This window comes from Candidatus Ichthyocystis sparus (genome assembly GCF_900078745.1).
GTDB lineage: Bacteria > Pseudomonadota > Gammaproteobacteria > Burkholderiales > 2013Ark19i > Ichthyocystis > Ichthyocystis sparus.
This window is the reverse complement of sequence record NZ_FKII01000082.1, coordinates 1-18280: the sequence shown is the minus strand read 5'-3', so window position 1 is coordinate 18280 and position 18280 is coordinate 1. Positions and strand designations below refer to the sequence as shown.

Annotated in this window: 10 protein-coding genes; 1 reads left to right on the top strand and 9 read right to left on the bottom strand. The window is 39.4% G+C overall.

What is annotated here, in order from left to right; all coding sequences use genetic code 11:
• Positions 1–1380: 1380 nt before the first annotated feature.
• Positions 1381–1623 (top strand): hypothetical protein, encoded by a 243-nt coding sequence (locus tag A6733_RS08005; RefSeq protein ID WP_092460809.1) that lies wholly within the window; start codon positions 1381–1383, stop codon positions 1621–1623.
• On the opposite strand, the gene A6733_RS08000 is transcribed toward A6733_RS08005, so the two are convergent.
• The 9 genes from A6733_RS08000 to A6733_RS07980 all read right to left on the bottom strand — a co-directional run bounded on the left by A6733_RS08000 (position 1601) and on the right by A6733_RS07980 (position 18192).
• Positions 1601–3574: a coiled-coil domain-containing protein gene (locus tag A6733_RS08000; RefSeq protein ID WP_092460808.1), complete on the bottom strand. Its 1974-nt coding sequence runs from the start codon at positions 3572–3574 to the stop codon at positions 1601–1603. The genes A6733_RS08005 and A6733_RS08000 overlap by 23 nt on opposite strands.
• A 1993-nt stretch (positions 3575–5567) precedes the next feature.
• The gene (locus A6733_RS07995) at positions 5568–7256 is read right to left on the bottom strand and encodes a hypothetical protein (RefSeq protein WP_092415378.1); all 1689 of its coding nucleotides are present in this window, start codon (positions 7254–7256) and stop codon (positions 5568–5570) included.
• A 1928-nt stretch (positions 7257–9184) separates the two neighbouring features.
• Positions 9185–10666 carry a hypothetical protein gene (locus A6733_RS07990; protein WP_092460806.1) on the bottom strand — a complete coding sequence of 494 codons (1482 nt, stop codon included), beginning with the start codon at positions 10664–10666 and terminating at the stop codon, positions 9185–9187.
• A gap of 250 nt (positions 10667–10916) precedes the next feature.
• On the bottom strand, positions 10917–12509 hold the full coding sequence (locus A6733_RS07985; protein WP_092403690.1) for a hypothetical protein: 1593 nt from the start codon (positions 12507–12509) through the stop codon (positions 10917–10919).
• 1808 nt (positions 12510–14317) lie between these two features.
• Positions 14318–14473 (bottom strand): hypothetical protein, encoded by a 156-nt coding sequence (locus tag A6733_RS09230; RefSeq protein WP_175330628.1) that lies wholly within the window; start codon positions 14471–14473, stop codon positions 14318–14320.
• A 166-nt stretch (positions 14474–14639) separates the two neighbouring features.
• On the bottom strand, positions 14640–14780 hold the full coding sequence (locus A6733_RS09225; RefSeq protein WP_175330629.1) for a hypothetical protein: 141 nt from the start codon (positions 14778–14780) through the stop codon (positions 14640–14642).
• A gap of 2007 nt (positions 14781–16787) precedes the next feature.
• Positions 16788–16916: a hypothetical protein gene (locus A6733_RS09800; protein ID WP_278183888.1), complete on the bottom strand. Its 129-nt coding sequence runs from the start codon at positions 16914–16916 to the stop codon at positions 16788–16790.
• A 65-nt stretch (positions 16917–16981) separates the two neighbouring features.
• Positions 16982–17116, bottom strand: a complete 135-nt coding sequence (locus A6733_RS09795; RefSeq protein WP_278183887.1) for a hypothetical protein — start codon at positions 17114–17116, stop codon at positions 16982–16984.
• Between the two features lie 437 nt (positions 17117–17553).
• A complete protein-coding gene (locus A6733_RS07980) occupies positions 17554–18192 on the bottom strand; it encodes a hypothetical protein (protein ID WP_092415391.1) in 639 nt (212 codons plus the stop codon).
• Positions 18193–18280: the final 88 nt, after the last annotated feature.

Sequence of the window (18280 nt, the reverse complement as noted above, 5' to 3'; positions counted from 1 at the left end):
ATCAACAGATCCTGTACTTTGTTCTAATTCTAGTACATCTGATGGTTGTGCCCCATCATCTACGCCACACCGCTCATCGTTACCCTCCAGACCACTTGCCCCACTACTTGTGCTACTCAATTTACGTTTCATTAGTTATAATCCTTATTTTCTTGTTTTTTTCTATTGATAACACATCATGCAGACAATCCTACCTGCAATTAACAAACTTATTTCCTTAGTTTAATTTTAGAACACACGCACATCTACGCTAATAAAAAATACCCACAATAAAAATATACAGGATCACGCACATATAAAAAAATAATTTACTCAACTATGGAGAAAACATATTATATAAGAGCTAGATGCGACCTACATCTAAGCAGATAAATCTAACATTTTGAGTCAGTAAAATCCCATCGTCGATTAGCATTATTTAACTATCCATTAGGTACGGTTATTACATTTATGCTTGCAGTATTACTAATAACCAAGCCCAAATTGCTCTTTATTAATTAGTGTAGTTTTCACAATTCTTTAAACTTATTAACGAATGGGGAAAGTTCAAATGTTCAAATGATTTATTTTATAATACTGTATGATACTTAGTCGTGTAATGCTTCGGAAGAATTTTTGAATGGAATCACTTGGGCAAAAAGTAGGTAATGTTTAAAACAGTTACTGCTCATGCCCAGAATTAATGCACCTGCAGCAAATTAATTTTATTTTCTCCAATTACAGCTCAATGTTTGATACAGACAATAACCGACGCGATGTCGATACTATAGTATACATAACTCATTTACATCAATTTAATTTCCTCACCGTAGTACTCTACTCATACCATCATTTACCTGTAACTAATACTTGGATATGACTATTTTTTTCTTACTTGGTCCCTCGTTTGTATATCCATAGATTAATCATCCATTGATATGCCATCTTAAAAAAAGACACAAACACTGCACCTCATCTTGAAGGATATAACAGACAACAAACATGGCGACATCGTTTTAATAATCCCCACATTACCAAAATCACCACCTCGTGTATAAGAAAGAAGGCCGACAAATACTCAAGTAAATACAACGCAAGCCAACCATTAAAAACTAAACACCGACACACCACCACAACCGATAAACATCAGCTAACTAGTCGTCGCTCGAATCTTACAATGCCAAAAAATTCCGTACTACTCCCAATATTCCAGGTAAAATGCCTCTGACACGATACAGAAACCGCACATGACAGTATAAGAATGTATATCTCCCCAGTGTAATACTCTATACACTTACCTTCAGATTATAGATTTCTTGCATCAAATCCCTTTTTACCCCTTACAAGTATCAACTATACGGATTGAGAGTGCAAGAGCAAAATCTAAGCTCAGAATTAGATATGGTGAGAGCACATGCTATTGTTTCAGACAGAGAGATGTGGGAAAGTGGAATGATGTCGGAGGCGACTGTGGAAGAGATGGAGGCGAAGAAAACTAAACTGAAAGAGCTAAGTAAAGAGGGAGCTCGGCTAAGAATAAGAGAATTAGAGCTGGAGATAGGGTTATCGAAAGTAAGAGTAAGGGCTAGGCGACTAGTTTTAGAGTTAGAGAGACTGGGAATTAGAGAGCAAGAGCGGTACTAGAAATAGTAGAAGAAGAGGTATTAAACTCATTGTGAGGGGTGAGTGTAGGTGTGGCCTTTGACGTGGATAGGTTAATATCTAAAAACTCCACTCTATCTTCTAATACCATCGACATCGCACCCCTTTTCGCCGCTATATTTGCCTTCTTCATTTCCTTCTTCTCCGCTTTACTTTTTGCTTTCAACCTCTCCCTCTCCAGTATCTCTTCCTTCAAGGCTATCTTCGCCTTCTGTTCCTCCAGCAATCTAGTTACCGCCCCCTCTATCCTCTCTGCAATCTCTCTCTCTATTTCTAGCTCTCTCCTTTCTAGTTCTAGCGCTCTCTCACTCTCTTCTTGAATTAATCGCCTAGCCCTCTCCCTTTCTTTCGTTCTAGCTTCCTCTTCCAATCTGGCTTTCTCAGCTTTCTTTTGCTCCATAGCTACTTCCACAGCCTCTCTAGCCTCTCTTTCTCTCCTTTCCTCCAATGCCTTAGCATTAAGTCTCTCTACCCTCGCCGCTCTCTCCCTCTCTAGTTCTAGCCCTATCTTTTCTAGTTCTAGCCGCCTCTCTTTCTCTTTCTGATTTAGTAACTCGATCTCCTTCTCTCTTTTCATTCTAAGTTCCTCTTTCTCTCTACTCTTCTCCTCTTTCAATCTCCTTTCCTCTTCTTCCCACCCCTTTATCAATCTAGCTCTCCCTTCCTCCGTTGCTTCCGCCTTCAGTATTTCCTGTCTCTCTCTACCTAGTCTCCTTTTTTCCCGTGCAGCTCTTGCTTTAGCTTCCCGTGCAACCTTTGCCCTAGCTTCTATATCAGCTTTCCCTATAGCTCTCGCCTCCTCTAGCCTCATAGCCTCCTCTTTATTCCGCATCTCCCTCTCCAACACCTCTTCCTTTCTCTTCTCAGCTCTCGACATCCTTCTCCTCTCATTCCTGAGCTGCGCAGATTTTGCCTTTTTATCTGCCTGTTTCTTAAGCTTCTCTTCTTCCGATTCCTCTAATAAATTCTCTTCATACTCTATTGCTGTCAATGCTAGCGCTGATGTAGGTAATGCTGGCGTTGATGTAGGTAATGCTGGAGCCGATGTAGGTAATGCCGGCGCTGATGTGAGTAGAGGTGATTCTATACTAGCCATCAGAGCATGTATCAATTCTCCATTAGTTTCTATAAGAGAAGCAGTATATTCCCAATCAAAGCTCGTTCCCCCCGTGATCAAAGCAGCTCTTCTTTCTAGTTCTTGATCGCGCAATAAAACTTGCCTAATTTCTGAAAATTGGGCTATCATCTCTAAAACAATATCAGATGTTGGGGTACCGTAAAACATGCCTCGACGTAGCCCTTGACCAGGGAGCATTCCCAGTGATCGTGCTAAGTCTGGTGCCAACATAAACTCCCCATCATGACCTCTGGTACTACGTTCTGCTGCACCTGGCGCTTGCCAATACACAGTACTACTACCTACATCCCCTACTGTCACTGCCTCTTGTACACTTGATTCCCCTCTACCACGCATAGTATCCGCACCTCCCACTGCCATCGTTGGTACTACCGTAAATGGAAGAGGTGTAGGTGCTTCTACGCTATCCAGCAGCGCTTGTATTACTAATTGGTTAGATTCCATAAGATTAACAAGCCAACTTCCAACATGTTGGGTGGAAGAACTAGTTCCCTCTCCGGATTTGAGGATAGACAATCTCTCCTGTTCATCTAAAAGTTTAGTAGTTAAATCTGATGCAAGAGGAGCCTGCGGAGTACCATAAAACATACCTCGAAACAGCGGTTCACCAGGACGCATCCCCAACGATCTTGCTAAATGTGGATCTAATATAACCCCCCCTGCAGCAGTAGACACTGCACTTTGTTCTAGTGCTGGTGCACTTGACGATTGTGAGTGCTCATCTACATCACCTCGTTCATCATTGCCCTCCATACCACCTGTTTCACTATTTGTGCTACTCAATTTACGTTTCATTAGTTATAGTCCTTATTTTCTTGTTTTTCTCTTTCTATTGACACCACTCCATGTATACAAATCTCTCTACAATTTATACTTTTTAGAACACATGTACATCTAAGCGAATACACTCAGACACTCAGCATGCTGATGTCAGTAAAATACTTCTTCAATTAGCACTTTGCTCCATACGTCAGGTCTAATCATTGGAATTACTTTACTTTGTAGGATACTCTTTGTAGGATACTGATACCCAACCCAAACTACGAATCTTTACTGATCAGTATATCCTCCACAATTAACTTTAATGGATGGAAAAAATTCAATATAAAGCCGCAATTTACTTTGTATATATTGTGTAGTATTTGGCGTAATTATTCCAACAATAAAAACTAGCACCGCCTGTGATAACAACGGTTACTGCTTGCGCACAAGATTAAATACAGCTATAGCAAATTAATTTTAATTAATTTTATTCTCTCTAACCAATACCAGACCAATGCTTAAACATAAACAATTAATTATAGACGCGATGCTTGTACTAGGATACGCATAATCACAACATCATTCATGTCAATCCCATTGCCCAATACCTTGCCCCACTGCTACTTAGACATACCCAGGTATAGGTATAATTATCACTTAGTTATAATAGTTTTCTTCTTCTTAAATCTCTTGTTTGGATATAATATATATAGATTAAGATTAACTACCCATCAATACACCTCCCTTAAAGAGTACACAATCACTGTACATCATCCTAAATAATGAAACGGCAGTAACACTTTAATAATACCTCTGGCCTCTACTGACAAAATCACCACAGAAAACAAAACTGTAATTTTATTAAACTAATCACCTTCGCACCTATAACGCATGTTCGATATATGATACGAAAGTATTATTACTAAGAACTATAAAGGAAGAATAAGCAACACCTTCTTTGTAATTACTTTTTTTATGTATTTACTCTGGCGCTGTACAAACTTACAGGTACAATGGTCCTCCAAAAATTAGTACCAAACTTTGCATCTAAGATAAATCTTTTATCCTCACTATCTGCATCTATCCGCAATACCTGACCAGACTGATTTGTTGTCAGATCTATCTATTAATGTAAATAAACTACCATAATTATTATTAAACTGACACTCTCAACAAACCTGCACCTGCCTTCAGTTTCATAATTACAAAACGTAATTTTGACGTTTATATTGGCCGTCACTTCACTTATACAAGACTTAACTAACTAAAAAAGCCCACATAACAGCTCTACAGGAAAAAACAACGTAGCAGTAAAAATCAGTAACTACGTACTTATTTTAGTAAAAAATTCCTCCTTCTAACAAAATATGTACTGATATCACTGCCTCTACTTTAACTATTATTTCTGCCTATTCTTCTACTATTGTTACTTCTTTCATTGCTTCCAAGATGGCGCCGTTACGCCTCCCAATATCAATATAGTCTCCATCGTGTGTTATTATATTATGAGACCTAAAGATTACCGAATTGTCCCCCAACATAAGCGCTAGACTGCGCTCAATTGAGACACCTCAGAAATTATGCAACCTAGTTCTACACCAAAATGGGATCGGCTTTCATTTTTTTATATTCATCTACGCATAATAAAGGCTATACCCTCAATCACTCTCACTACAAGTTTGACACTTCTTCTTATACTAATATCCTAACCCTGATCTCCCTCTCTAACCTTCAGTCCACCCAACTCTAGATCTTGCCGAGCTTTGTCTCTATTCAGCTTCTTCAGTCTATCCCTCCTCATCTCTACTCTGTAGCAATTTCTCCTGGCATTGCTATATTTGTACAAATCTCTCTACCTAGATTCATCGCGTGTGCAAGTATGATCTTACTTTATCCAACCCCAGGCCTAGATCTCGCTTCCCGCGCTCCCACTACATCTAATTCTAACTCTAGCTCTCCTTGCCTCTTTCAATCTCCCTCTGCTTTCGCTTCCTGTGCCGCCTTCGCTTTCTCTTCCCATTCTACCCTACGTGCCCCTTGCATCCTCTTTAGCTCCATCGCTTTTCTCTCTTCCTAGTTCTACTTCTAATATCGTCTTTTCTTCCCTCACTCTTTCCCTTTCCCCCTCTCCTTCTCTTCTGCATTCCGCTTTTAGCATTGCCAATCTTGTTCTCTCCGCTTTCACTTCCTGTGCCACTCTCTCTCTACTCGCTCTAGCTTCCCGTACTGCTTTCTCTCTCCTCGCTTTCGCTTCCCGTGCCTCTCTCTCCCTCTCCTCACGCCCTACTCTCCATATCTCCTTCGCCCTCTTTAGCTCCATAGCCTCTCTCTCTTTTTCTAGTCTTACTTTTAGTGCCATTTCTTCCTTCCTTCTCCCCCTTTCCTTCGCCTCTTCTCTTCTACGTTCCGCTTCCAGTCTTGCAAACCTTGCTTTCTCCACCCTTTCTTGCATAATCACAACCTCTCTTCTCTCTCTCTCCGCCCTTCTTTCCTCCTTCAATTTCTCCTCCATTAGCATTTTCACCGTACTCGCTTCCTGCTTTCTCCCTCTCTCTGCTCTTACTTTCCCTTCCATTGCACTTCTCGCCGCTCTCGCTTCCTGCATCATTATTTTTCTTTCTGCTCTTGCTCTCGCTTTCTCTGCTTTACTTTCTGCTCTCAGCCTTTCTGTCTCCACCATCTCTTTTCTTGCTATTCTCAATATTTCCTCGTTATCTAGATCTGTCAATCTCCCTTCTTCCAACTTCTCTAACGAATTTTCATCTGCTAACACCTCTTCCGAATCTACTACCATCACTTTCGATACTGCTGTAAATGAAGGTAATCCTATACTAGTCATCGGAGCTTGCATTAATTCTTCGTTAGCTGCCATAAGAGCAGCAGTGTCCTCGTAACCAAATCTAATTGCTTCTTGGGTTGCACCAGATCTTTCTAGTGCTTGATTGCACAATAAATCTTCTTGAACTGCTGGAAGTTGACTTGCTATTCCTAAAAAGATATTAGATTGTGGAGTGCCATAAGACGTGTTTTGACATAGAACCTGATCATGGTACATCCCCAGCTCTAGCGATAAATCCGCTGCAAACATTAACCCTTCATTACAATCTCTAGTACTCTGTTCTGATGCACTTGGTGCTTGCCAATACCTAGAATCCACACCTTCCAATGACACCGACTCTGATACATCTGACCCTGGTTCTCGCCAATACATAGCATCTACAACTTCTACTGCCTTTGGTTCACTTGGTTCTTTACCACCGATAGTATCAACACCTTCTACTATCACTGCCGGTACTACTGCAAATTGAGGTGCTTCTATGCTATCCAGCAGCGCTTGTATTGTTGCCTCGTTAGAGGCCATAAAAGCAAGAGCACCGCCACTGTCACCAAGTCTAATGGCAGAACTAGTCCCCTCTCCTAGTTCACGACGAACTAGCTCTTCTTGTTCGTTTAAAAGTTGAACTGCTAAATTTGATATAAGAGAAGCACGTGAAGTGCCATAAAACATACTTCTAAATAGCATTTCACCAGATTGCATCCCCAACGATCTTGCTAAATGTGGCGCTAATAAAAAACCTCCTGTGTTAGAAGATCCTGCACTTTGTTCTAATTCTAATTCACTTAACGGTTGTACCTTCCCATCTACATTACCTAGTACATCGTTATTACTAGGGCTACTTGGTTCACTATTTGTGCTACTTAATTTCCTCTTCATTAGTACAAAGTCCTTATTTCCTTGTTTTTTCCTTATATTGACATCACATTATGTAAACAATCCCCTCTATAGTTAATATAAAGCTCAAGCTTGCTTTTTAGCTTAATAAACCTTTTAGAACACACGCACACCTCTATAAGAAAAAATACCTCCAACAAAAATATACAGAACAACGCACACATAAAAAATAACTTTGTAAATTATAGGTAATAACATAGCATCTAGGAATTATATGTAAATCTACATATAAGATAATAAACGTAACATGCTGAGTAAGTAAAAACTCTCTTTTTAACTAACACTGTTACCCCTATAAATTATAGCTTGGTTATTACGATTATCTTTGCATAATTACTAATAGTCAGATTAAGAGCACTTATAAACTAGCAAGCGTATCTTTCACAATCTTTTAAATTTAATTAATAGGAAAAATGCAACATAAAACCTTAATTCATGGTGTGACGTTTAATATTTTTGTGTGGAATCATTTGAACAAAAAAATAGGCAACGACTAGAATAGCAATAATTACTGTTTATGCATAAGATTAATATACACAGCAAATCATTTCATTTCATCTTTACCTAATACTAATCAGCCAGAGTTGATAACATATTACTTCCTGGGAGCTGCGTTATCGTCACCAAAAACAGCGCAGCATCCAAAATACGAAGAGCAAGGTGTTAATTACTATATATATTAGACGGCGTTGCTATTATAATCATGATATCCAATAAACTAGCTCTTATCTGTTCATTAATGAGAACACATCATCAATATGTTATATGATGTATTTACACAGTACTAACAAAGCTATACCACATATGTTTAATTCAGTATAAATATTAACCATCATTATATTTAAACTGAAGCTGCAATTATTTTGCTCTGGCCGTAAGCAACAATAATTATTGATTACATTACAACTATTTTTGCAATATAGTACTTTTATGTCATGCGGAGTAATGATAGTAATCTATATGAAATATTCCTAGCATTGCACATAATATAACTATAGCCTGAATACACACATGTGCTCAGCATATCTGTATCTATATCCTTACTCCTAGCTACTATATCACTTGCAACAGTAACGTCTACCTCTATACACGAACCAAAATTGTAACATCCTCAAATTAATCTTGTGCGTCTGCCTCTAATTCATGCTTAATATACAATGTGAGAATATTAAGATCATCAAGAAACAATGTTCTTGCAATTCCCGCTTTTATCCACACTGTTTTGATGTTTACTAGGCTGTTTTGTTACTGGATATATTGTAGATGTAAATGATTACCAATTAAACCCGACGCACTTTTTAAAAAGGTATGCACTAACACACTATTGTAGAAGCAATATCTTAATAGCAAGTATGGCAATTTACTTCCTTGCCAATATTTACATTAAATATTAAATAATGAAATTTGTTCCGGTACTCTTGCTAGACATTGAAGATGGGACACACTAGTACGTAGTTGATATTATTTCTAATCCTAAAAGTACTCTTTTTAATTATTTTTGTCCGTGCTTATTATTTACTCTACTGCTACAGCCCCTGTGTATCTACCGATCCCAAATACCCTCCCATTTGAGACTTTATTTCACTTAACATTTTGTTCAATAAATTCCAGACATAGAAGATACTGCCACAATACTTCTTTTCTACATGCAGAATCTGATATCACAGCCCCAGCAAATCTACCCGCAATCGCTTTAAAAGCTAACGGACAAACTGCATATGCATTTATTTTTCTAATAGATAGAACTACCTCTAACTGTCTACTAATATAGCAACACCAGTTACAAAACGTGCCATTAGAGCCGCACAAACACTAACCGTTTTTACAGGAAACAGAGAGACCATTGAGATTAATCATCCACATTCTTGCCACATATGTTGCAGGTATAAGGTAACAAATTTTTCTTATGCCTATCCATCGCTACTCCTGTACTTCTTTTTTATTTTCATCTTGAGCCCTGATCCATCACACAGTGCTGCTTCCCATCGTGACCTTTCTTCTGCAGATTCTCCTGCTTCTTCCCTCGCTGCTGCTACTACTTCTTCTACTACTTCTGGTACTTCTTCTAACGCTCGCGCTTGAACCAGCGCTTGAGCCACCATTCTCTCCTCTGATCTTGCCACCCTAACAGCTCTCTCTACTCTTGCCCGTTCCTCCTCTGCCAATTCTGCTAACCTTTCCTCTAACTCTCTTGCCAATTTGGCCTTCTTCTTCTCCGCTTTAGCGGCCTCTCTCTTCTCTCTAGAGGACTCTATCCTCTCCCTCCTTCTCTCTTGTATTGTCCTATTAGATTTCTCTATATTTTCTAACATAGCTGCAACATCAATAACTCTAACTCTCTCTTCCATTGCTGCAAACGCCTTCATCCTAGCGGCCATCTTCCTCTCTTTCAGCTCCCTTCTTCCAGTCACCCCAGTATCTTCCACCTCTCTATCAGATTCCTTACCTGACTCCTCATGTACTCCAGTGCTACATTCAGCAATTCCCCCTCCTTCCAATACCTCTGCCAACTCTTCATCCAAACTTACTTCTGTCACCACAATATCTTCCATCACTCTATCAGACGCCTTACCTGACTCCTCATGTGCTCCAGTGCTACATTCCTCCATTTCCCCTACTTCCAATACCTCTACCGACTCTTCATCCGAACTTATTTCTATCACTTCTGATGCTACCGCAGGAAGAGGTCCTTCCATGCTACTCAGCAGTGCTCGTATTGTTACCGCGTTAGAATCCATAAGAGCACGGATAGCACCGCCGTCGCCAGATTGAGCAGCAGAACTAGTCCCCTCTCCTGATAGTGCACGGCTAGCTAGTTCTTCCTGTTCTCTTAAAAGCCGATCTACCAAACCTGATACAAGAAAAACCTGTGGGGTGCCGTAAAAAGAGCCTCTAAATATCATTTCACCACATTGCATACCTAACTCTCGTGCTAAACGCGACTCCAATACAAAACCCGAACCAGCAGCGGGTGTCGCACCACTATGTGCCACGACCGCTGGTGCTTCCACACTATCCATCAGCGCTTCTATCAAACTTTCGTTAGATCTCATAAACCCATCTTCATCTAAATCATCCCCCAATCGGATAGTTCCTCTTCCAAGGGCCAGACCTTTAATCAGACCTTCATGAGCTTTTAACATTTTATCTACCAAACTTGACACAACACCAGCCATAGGAGTGCCGTGAAACATACCCCTCACCAGTGCTTCGCCAGGATTCATCCCCAATACCTGTGCCAAACTCGGCGTCAATCTTACACACTTATCAGAGGAATCTGTAACTTGTTCTAACGAACTCGACGGTTGTACCTGTTCAGATACACCATCTCGTACATCGCCACCACTCGGACTACTTGGCTCACTACTTGTGATACTTAATTTACGTTTCATTTATGTAGATCCTTATTCTTTTATTTATTTATCAACACTACACTCCGTAGACAAACACCTCCCCAGTTAACATCAAGCTTGTCCACTTGTTCTTACTCTTTTGAAACACAAGCACATCCCTCTAATATAACAACAAAAAAACACTCCCAACAAAGTGCACAAACCACCTCCTCGCTTCCTAGAGATCTAATTTTCCCCCTTGCCCTCTGGTCTACCCTATTATTTTGATAAACTCCATTATGTAAAATACTTACTCCGAATCCTCCTCCACATATTCTTCTCTTGCTGCTGCTATTACTTCTTCTATTGTCTCTGATACTCCTGCCAGCGCTCGCGCTTGGGCCGCCATTCTCTCTTCAGATCTTGCTATTCTAATAGCTCTCTCCGCTCTTGCTCGTTCCTCCACTGCCAATTTTTCTAAACTCCCTGCAAATTTCGCCAACCTTCCCTCTAGCTCTCTTCCCAATCTGTCCTCCCTACGCTCCGCTCTAGCAATCATCCTCTCCTTCCTCAGCTTTCTTCTATTCTCCAAATTCTCTTCAGGCAGTGGTGCTTCTATGCTACTTACCAGCGCCTGTATTGTTGCCGCATTAGATTTTATAAGATCAGAAAAAACAACACCGTCGCCGCTGGATTGAACGACAGAACTAGTTCCCTCTCCTAATAGTCCCCGACGAACCAGTCCCTCCTGTTCGCTTAAAAGTCGATTTATTATCTGTGATACAAGAGGGGCCAGTGGGGTACCATAAAAAGTACCTCTAAATATCATCTCACCATGTTGCACCCCCAACTCTCGCGCTAAATGGGGCTCCAATAAGAAACCAACCCCAGCACCAGGTACTGCACTACTATGTCCTTGTGCACTTGATGACTGTCCTCTCGTATCTACATCATCCACCACCACAACCGCTGGTACTTCCACACTACCTCTTCCCAATTTGCCTTTCTCACTCTCCGATTCAGCTGCCTCTCTCAGCTTTCCTCTATTATCTAACTCAGCCGCTCTAGTTCCATGTTCTACCGCTTTCCCTTCCTCCAAATCCTCATCCGAACTTATCTCTATCACTGCCGGTACTATTGCAGGTAGGGGTGCTTCCATGCTACTCACCAGTGCTTGTATTGTTGCCGCTTTAGATTTTATAAGAGGAGAAAAAACAACACCCTCGCCGCTATATCGGATGACAGAACTAGTCCCATCCCCAAGTAGGCTACGACGAACTAGCTCCTCCTGTTCGCTTAAAAGTCGACTCACTAACCTTGATACACGAAAGGCCCGTTGGGTATTATAAAACATGCCTCTAAATATCATTTCACCACGTTGCATCCCCAACTCTCGTGCCAAATGCGGCTCCAATACGAAACCAACCTCAGCATCTGGTGCTGTACTACTATGTCCTTGTGCACTTGATGGACGTCCTCTTCTCGTATCTGTACCATCCATCGCCACAGCAGCCGGTGCCTCCACGCTATCCATCAACGCTTCTATCAACCTTTCGTTAGATCTCATAAAATCATCTTCATCTAAATTATCTTCCAATCCAAGGATGGTTCCTCTTCCAAGGACCAGACCTCCAATCAGATCTTCATGAGCTTTCAACATTTTATCTACCAAACTTGACACAACACCAGCCATAGGAGTGTTGTAAAACATACCCCTAACCAGTGCTTCACCAGGATTCATCCCCAATGCTAGTGCTAAACTAGGCGCCAACCTTACACATTCCTCAGGGAAATCTGTAATTTGTTCTAACGAACTCGATGATTGCACCTGTTCAGCTACAACATCTTGTACATCGTTATCACTCAGATTACTTGACTCGCTACTACTTAATTTCCGTTTCATTAATGCATATCCTTGTTCTCTTGTTTTTTTCTATCGACATCACACTATGTAGACAAATCTATCTACAGTTAACATCAAACTTTTTAACTTAATATTCCTTTTGGAACACACGTACACCTACTCTAATAAAAAACACTCCTAACAAAAACACAAACCCTCGCAGATATAAAAAAACAAAACAACCTTGTCAGCTGTAGAAAAAAACACAGCACCTAAGAGTTAGATGCCCCTACACACAAGAAAATATACCTAACATGCCTAGGACATAAAGAATCACTTTCCAAGTAATGTTATCCCCCAACTGTTAGGTTCAGTTATTACAACTACATTTGCAGAATTACTAATAATCAGATTAATACTCTTTATCAATTCGCAATGGTAGTTTCCACAATTTCTTAAATCTAATAATGGGAAAAAATACAATACTTTTGCCACATGGAAACCTATTTAATAATATTGCTGTGTGATATTTAAGATAAAAAAATAAGATTTTTGGTGGAATTATTTTGGAGAAAAAAACAGATAGCGCACAGAATCAACTTAAAAATAATTACTTGCTTCGTAGGATCGACCTGTCTTGATCAATTGTAGTTAATCTACATATTACTTCCCGTCATAGCTACGCTTTTAGTCACCAAAAATAACGCAGCACCTGGAGAACGTAGTATAAAAACTGCCAATTTCTACATATATTAATATATATAACATATGTTGTTGCTCTTATAATCATGACTTTCTGAAAACTACCCTCTTACCTATGTACCCAAACTCACTCTTGCTATGAGTTTAATGCTTATTCATTTACTATTACTTCTACTAAATCTCTTGTTTTCATCGCTAATCTTCCTCTTTACTATCTCCTCTCCATCTACCACTTATTATAATATCCCGTATATTCCTGCTCGAACTTTATATCCACTTAGCTCTTTCAGTATACTTTTATTCACCCATATCCCTGTAGAGGTTGCTCCCTCGCATACTCTAATTGCACACGCCTCTACTTAATAATCGCACATCATCTCACTCCAACTAGCTCTAGCTTTAGCTCTTCCTCAGTCACTGCTCCTGCCTTCTATTTTCTACCCAAATCTCTCTAATTCTAATTATCCAACTCTCCTTAGCTCCAGCTGTAGCTCTCCAGTCTTTGTTATTATCGCTCTTTATTCAGCTGGATCCTATCTTTTCTTCTTTCTCTTCACCCTTCTACTAGCACTCCCATCTCGCCTCCTCCTACTTCATCTTCACTCTCCTCATCTCTTACAACCTCTCTTTCTCAGCCTTCCTCTCATCTTCCAATCTCATCCTCCGCTTTATCTTCCTATACAACTAGCATCCTAGCCTCTCTTACTTCTAGTCCCTCCAAAACTCTAGCTTTCGATTTCCTCCCACTCTCCCAGTAGTTCAAAGCAAACTAGTTCTCCCTGTTAGTCCAAAATCCAAGCTACTAACCTCGATATAAAATAAGCCTGTGGAGTACCATAAAATATACCTCTAAATATCGTTTATCGTTTCATCATACGCATCCCCAACCTGCATGCTAAATGTGGCTATACAATCCTCCTATCTCAGTAGATCATGTACTTTCTTTGTTCTAATGCACTTGATTGTTGTGCCCACTTATACACATCATCTATCCAACCTCAGAACTACTTGCTCAATCACTTACACTTTATTACTTATGCTTAACTAACCTTGTTATTGAATTTGTTACATATGTAAATCCAGGAAACAAAGTAACAACGAGATTTAGTACCTTTCTTCTTGCTATATGGAAGAAAACAATACCCCCCACTTATATTATCACCTATTTATACCGAGTACCCATTTGCATTACCAATTCTATTACTACCACCGCTTTCATTGCTTGCTCTCCTTTGCATTTGCTCTTTCACTATCATTGTACTCTGCATTGCTATCTCTCTCATTTCATCCTCAAGTACAGGATATAACAACCATCTGGACACTTATTGCCCCATCAACTTTATTTATCACTCTCCTTCTCGCTTTAAACAGTACCCCGTTTTTTTACCCTCGCTGTTTTTGCATCTTCTTCTTCCCTCAGTATTGCAAATTTTTCCCGAACCATTTCTTCACCATGACTTTATAATTCTCTCCTCCAGTACCGTCAATCTATCGGCTCTCTCTTCCTCTGGTTACTGTATCGATACTACTTCCGGTGTAATATTTGCACTTTTCATTTTCCCTTACCCCTCTAAGTACCCCCTCGCTTTCTAGCTCTGGAGATCTAATTTCTCCTTTTTCACCCTTCACTTAGCCTTCTCCTCTCCCGTAAGTCTACTTCCGTTTTTTTATAAGATTTGCCCTCACAAATATCAGTGGTTCTAGTTCTATAGATAACTCTAGCTCTCTAATTCTCACCTTGTTTTATTGTTTTTCTATGGATAACACATGCTGCACAAACCTTTATACAACTAATATCAAACATGTCTTTTTAATTTAATCAGAACACACATGAAACTCATTCTAAGCTAAGAAAAATACTCTCAACAAGAATATACAGGCTCACACATATTAAAAAACAACTTGTTAATTACAGATGGGGCACAACATCTAAGATCTTATAAATAACCTAATCTAAACGAATACGTAATAGTAAAAGCTTTCTTTCAAATAGTATTGCCGCCTATACATTAGCCTCAGTTATTACAATTACCTTTGTAGGATTACTGATGGCTAATATCCAGACTAAAAATCTTATTAGCGTAATTCCAACAATTTCTTAAATCTAATTAATAAATAGAAAATACAATTTAAAACTGTAATTTATTTGGTGCTTTTATGTATACTTTTCATGCAATTATACTTTTATAAAAAAATAAACACTACCATTTAGAATGGTGGTTCTTATTGTTTATGAATAAAATGCATCTAATAGCAACAACAGCAAATCAATTCATTTTCATCTAATCTCTCCTCAGTATATAAAATTAAATGATCGTACCCTAACTCCAATGTATAACACTTCAGATGCAGGACCATTGCTTGTTGTCCACCAATAGTAATTAGACTTAGTGGAACCGTACTAAATACCAACGCAATTTCATTAAGCGCTAATATGATGGACAATGTTAGATGCATACATAACATAATTGATTACTAATTACTTCGTTCCTGTGATATTATTCTACTTCTCCACAGCAAATGCATGTAATTACTGCTAACTGCTCTTCTTATCGTTATTTAAGTACTGCTTTTAGGAGAACTACAACCACCACCAATCTTATTTATGGATTGGTCACGCACAAGCATACTTGCTCTTGAAGAAACAAACCCCAACACCGCAATTTATTTGAAATGACTTAACAGATGTAGCACGGACTTAACAATACACCAGTCCCAAGAAACACTATCTCACACTGACACTTTGATGAAAGTACTCAAGTAAATAATCACGCAAATTAATTAGAACATAACAAAAACTAACTATAGGCACGACCGTCGCATCTAATAAATGGCAAGCTAACTAATGCAATTATTTTAATCTGCTAAAGACCTTTATATTTCTCCCAATATACCAATATACCAATCCTAATGCGCAACCACCCATACACTAAACGTTGATCAGTTAATACCACACCACCTCCCAGAATAGCCACGTTTGTTGTCAATAAAGATAGCACACATCTAGAACACATAACGCAAGCACATCATCAATCAATACACTGATGTATGTCTACGGCACTAACAAAACCACGTTACACGGCTTGTATCAATTCTAACTCAAATCTTAATGTTTATTGCATTTAAATTAAAACCGCTATTCCTTTTTTGCTCACATTACCCGTAAGTAATAATAACCACTAATATACTACAACTATTTTTTGCACTATGCTCAATATAGTCTTTTATTACATATAAATTAATCATAATACCGTAGGTAGGATAATTATTAAAAATAAGGTGCTACGTGTACTCTAACCCATTCCTAAATACACAATATAAAAGTATTAAAACTACCAAGAATAAACAATACCATTCTTGCAATTCTTGTTTTTTTCTTGATACACCAACTCCTCCAGTTAATAGAAAGAAGTACCCCGGGTCAATCTCAAAATCCACACTAACTCTTTACCCAAAATAAACCTCTACATACACTACTTGCATTTATATGTAATGCTTGACTATCCTGCTTTGATATTGGATCTATTCTAGATGTGATCAACAATTCTTAAATTGATGCACTTCTTAACAAGGAATTCACCAATTTAGAACTGTGGCAACAGCATTATGATATTTCATTTCCCTAGAGTCCCACTCTCAAGCACATAATCTGCCACTAGCCCCGTACATCGAATACCCCCCCTCTAAAACTTCCGTTACTAGCACCACTAAAGCAACTGCTAGCTCAACATGAAATAGATATCTCCCATAAAACTTATTCCACACCCCCCGATCCAGCCATTAGAAATAAAAAACCTTCTAACACTAATCTGTAGTTAATAACATTATTTCTAACACTTTAAACCACCATTCTTACTTCCTCCTGGCCACACTACTACCGCAATACCGTCCATACGCTTATAAATATCTCCCGTGCTTTCCACTAGAGACTTTATTTTAAGATCTAGTGCCGTAACTTTTTGCATTAGTGCAGCGTATTATATCCTGAACACCCAAAAACCCACCCTACTAAAGCTAACTCGCAAGAAAACAGTACAGTTCAGTTACACAAAACATACCTAAGCAACACCCCCACTAAATTACATCACCAGCACAAATGCAAGCCTGCACCCAACAATTTAATCCTACCCAATTTAGATACCAGAACCCTATCTCATAACCTCATTCTATATTTGGAGATTGTATCTTCGAATAATATCAACATACCACCTGACAATTCTTTTCTTATATCACAGTCACCCTCGATCAACTTAACCACCCCATAAGTACGGAATACATACTTCCTTGTCTTCGTGACTAATTTCACTAACTCAACAGCCGATACCTTAATAACTACGCGTCCAAGCTCACTTTTTTGAACTCGATATCCACCACACTTACCAAAGAACTACATCTACATCCACTATGAGTCTTCCTCTCTCTCTTCTCCTTCTTCTCCTTCTTCTAATACTTCTTTCTCCATACCTTTAGAACTACCTTCCCCTCCCTTCTCAACTCTCCTTTTGTCTACCAATCCACCTCTACCATCTTTATTCCCCGATTTCTCTCTCATCATATCAAAACCCCGTAGCGGCACTTCTCTCAACCTTGTCAACACAATCATCCTTTCCGCCTCTTGTATTATCTCACCTTGTCTTCTCCTATTTGCCGCTCTCTCTTCTCTTTCCCTGAGAATAGCATCCCTTTCTCTAGCAGCAACCCTAAATACCTCAGCGTTCGCTAACGCTATTTCTTTCTCTTTCACTCCCAACGCCTCGCCTTCATTTATAACCATCTTCTCTCTTGGCATACGAGCCCTCCTACCTGCACCTTTGCCCTCTTTTGCCAACTTTCTCTTTCTAGATGCCATCTCTTCTCTAGCAATTCTCAATGCTTCCACGTTAGCCATAAATACACTACTGCTCTCCTGAACCCTCTTCCTTGCCTTCATCTCCTCCTCAGCAGCCCTCAATATCTCCCTATTCTCTCTCTCTATATCTTCCAACATCACCCCCATAGCCCTCCTTTTCGCTTCTGCCTCTATTCTCCTTTCCTCTCTCACTCTCCTTCTCTTCCGTGTCTCTGCTGTACTTCCATTTCTCGCTCTCTTCTCCCCCCCCCTTCCCTCTCCCCCCCTCTAACATCAGTCT

Excerpts from the sequence above, each read along its gene's own strand:
- A6733_RS08005 (WP_092460809.1), top strand. The coding sequence starts at position 1,381 with ATGGTGAGAGCACATGCTATTGTTTCAGACAGAGAGATGTGGGAAAGT.
- A6733_RS08000 (WP_092460808.1), bottom strand. The coding sequence starts at position 3,574 with ATGAAACGTAAATTGAGTAGCACAAATAGTGAAACAGGTGGTATGGAG.
- A6733_RS07995 (WP_092415378.1), bottom strand. The coding sequence starts at position 7,256 with ATGAAGAGGAAATTAAGTAGCACAAATAGTGAACCAAGTAGCCCTAGT.
- A6733_RS07990 (WP_092460806.1), bottom strand. The coding sequence starts at position 10,666 with ATGAAACGTAAATTAAGTATCACAAGTAGTGAGCCAAGTAGTCCGAGT.
- A6733_RS07985 (WP_092403690.1), bottom strand. The coding sequence starts at position 12,509 with ATGAAACGGAAATTAAGTAGTAGCGAGTCAAGTAATCTGAGTGATAAC.
- A6733_RS09795 (WP_278183887.1), bottom strand. The coding sequence starts at position 17,116 with ATGCAAAAAGTTACGGCACTAGATCTTAAAATAAAGTCTCTAGTGGAA.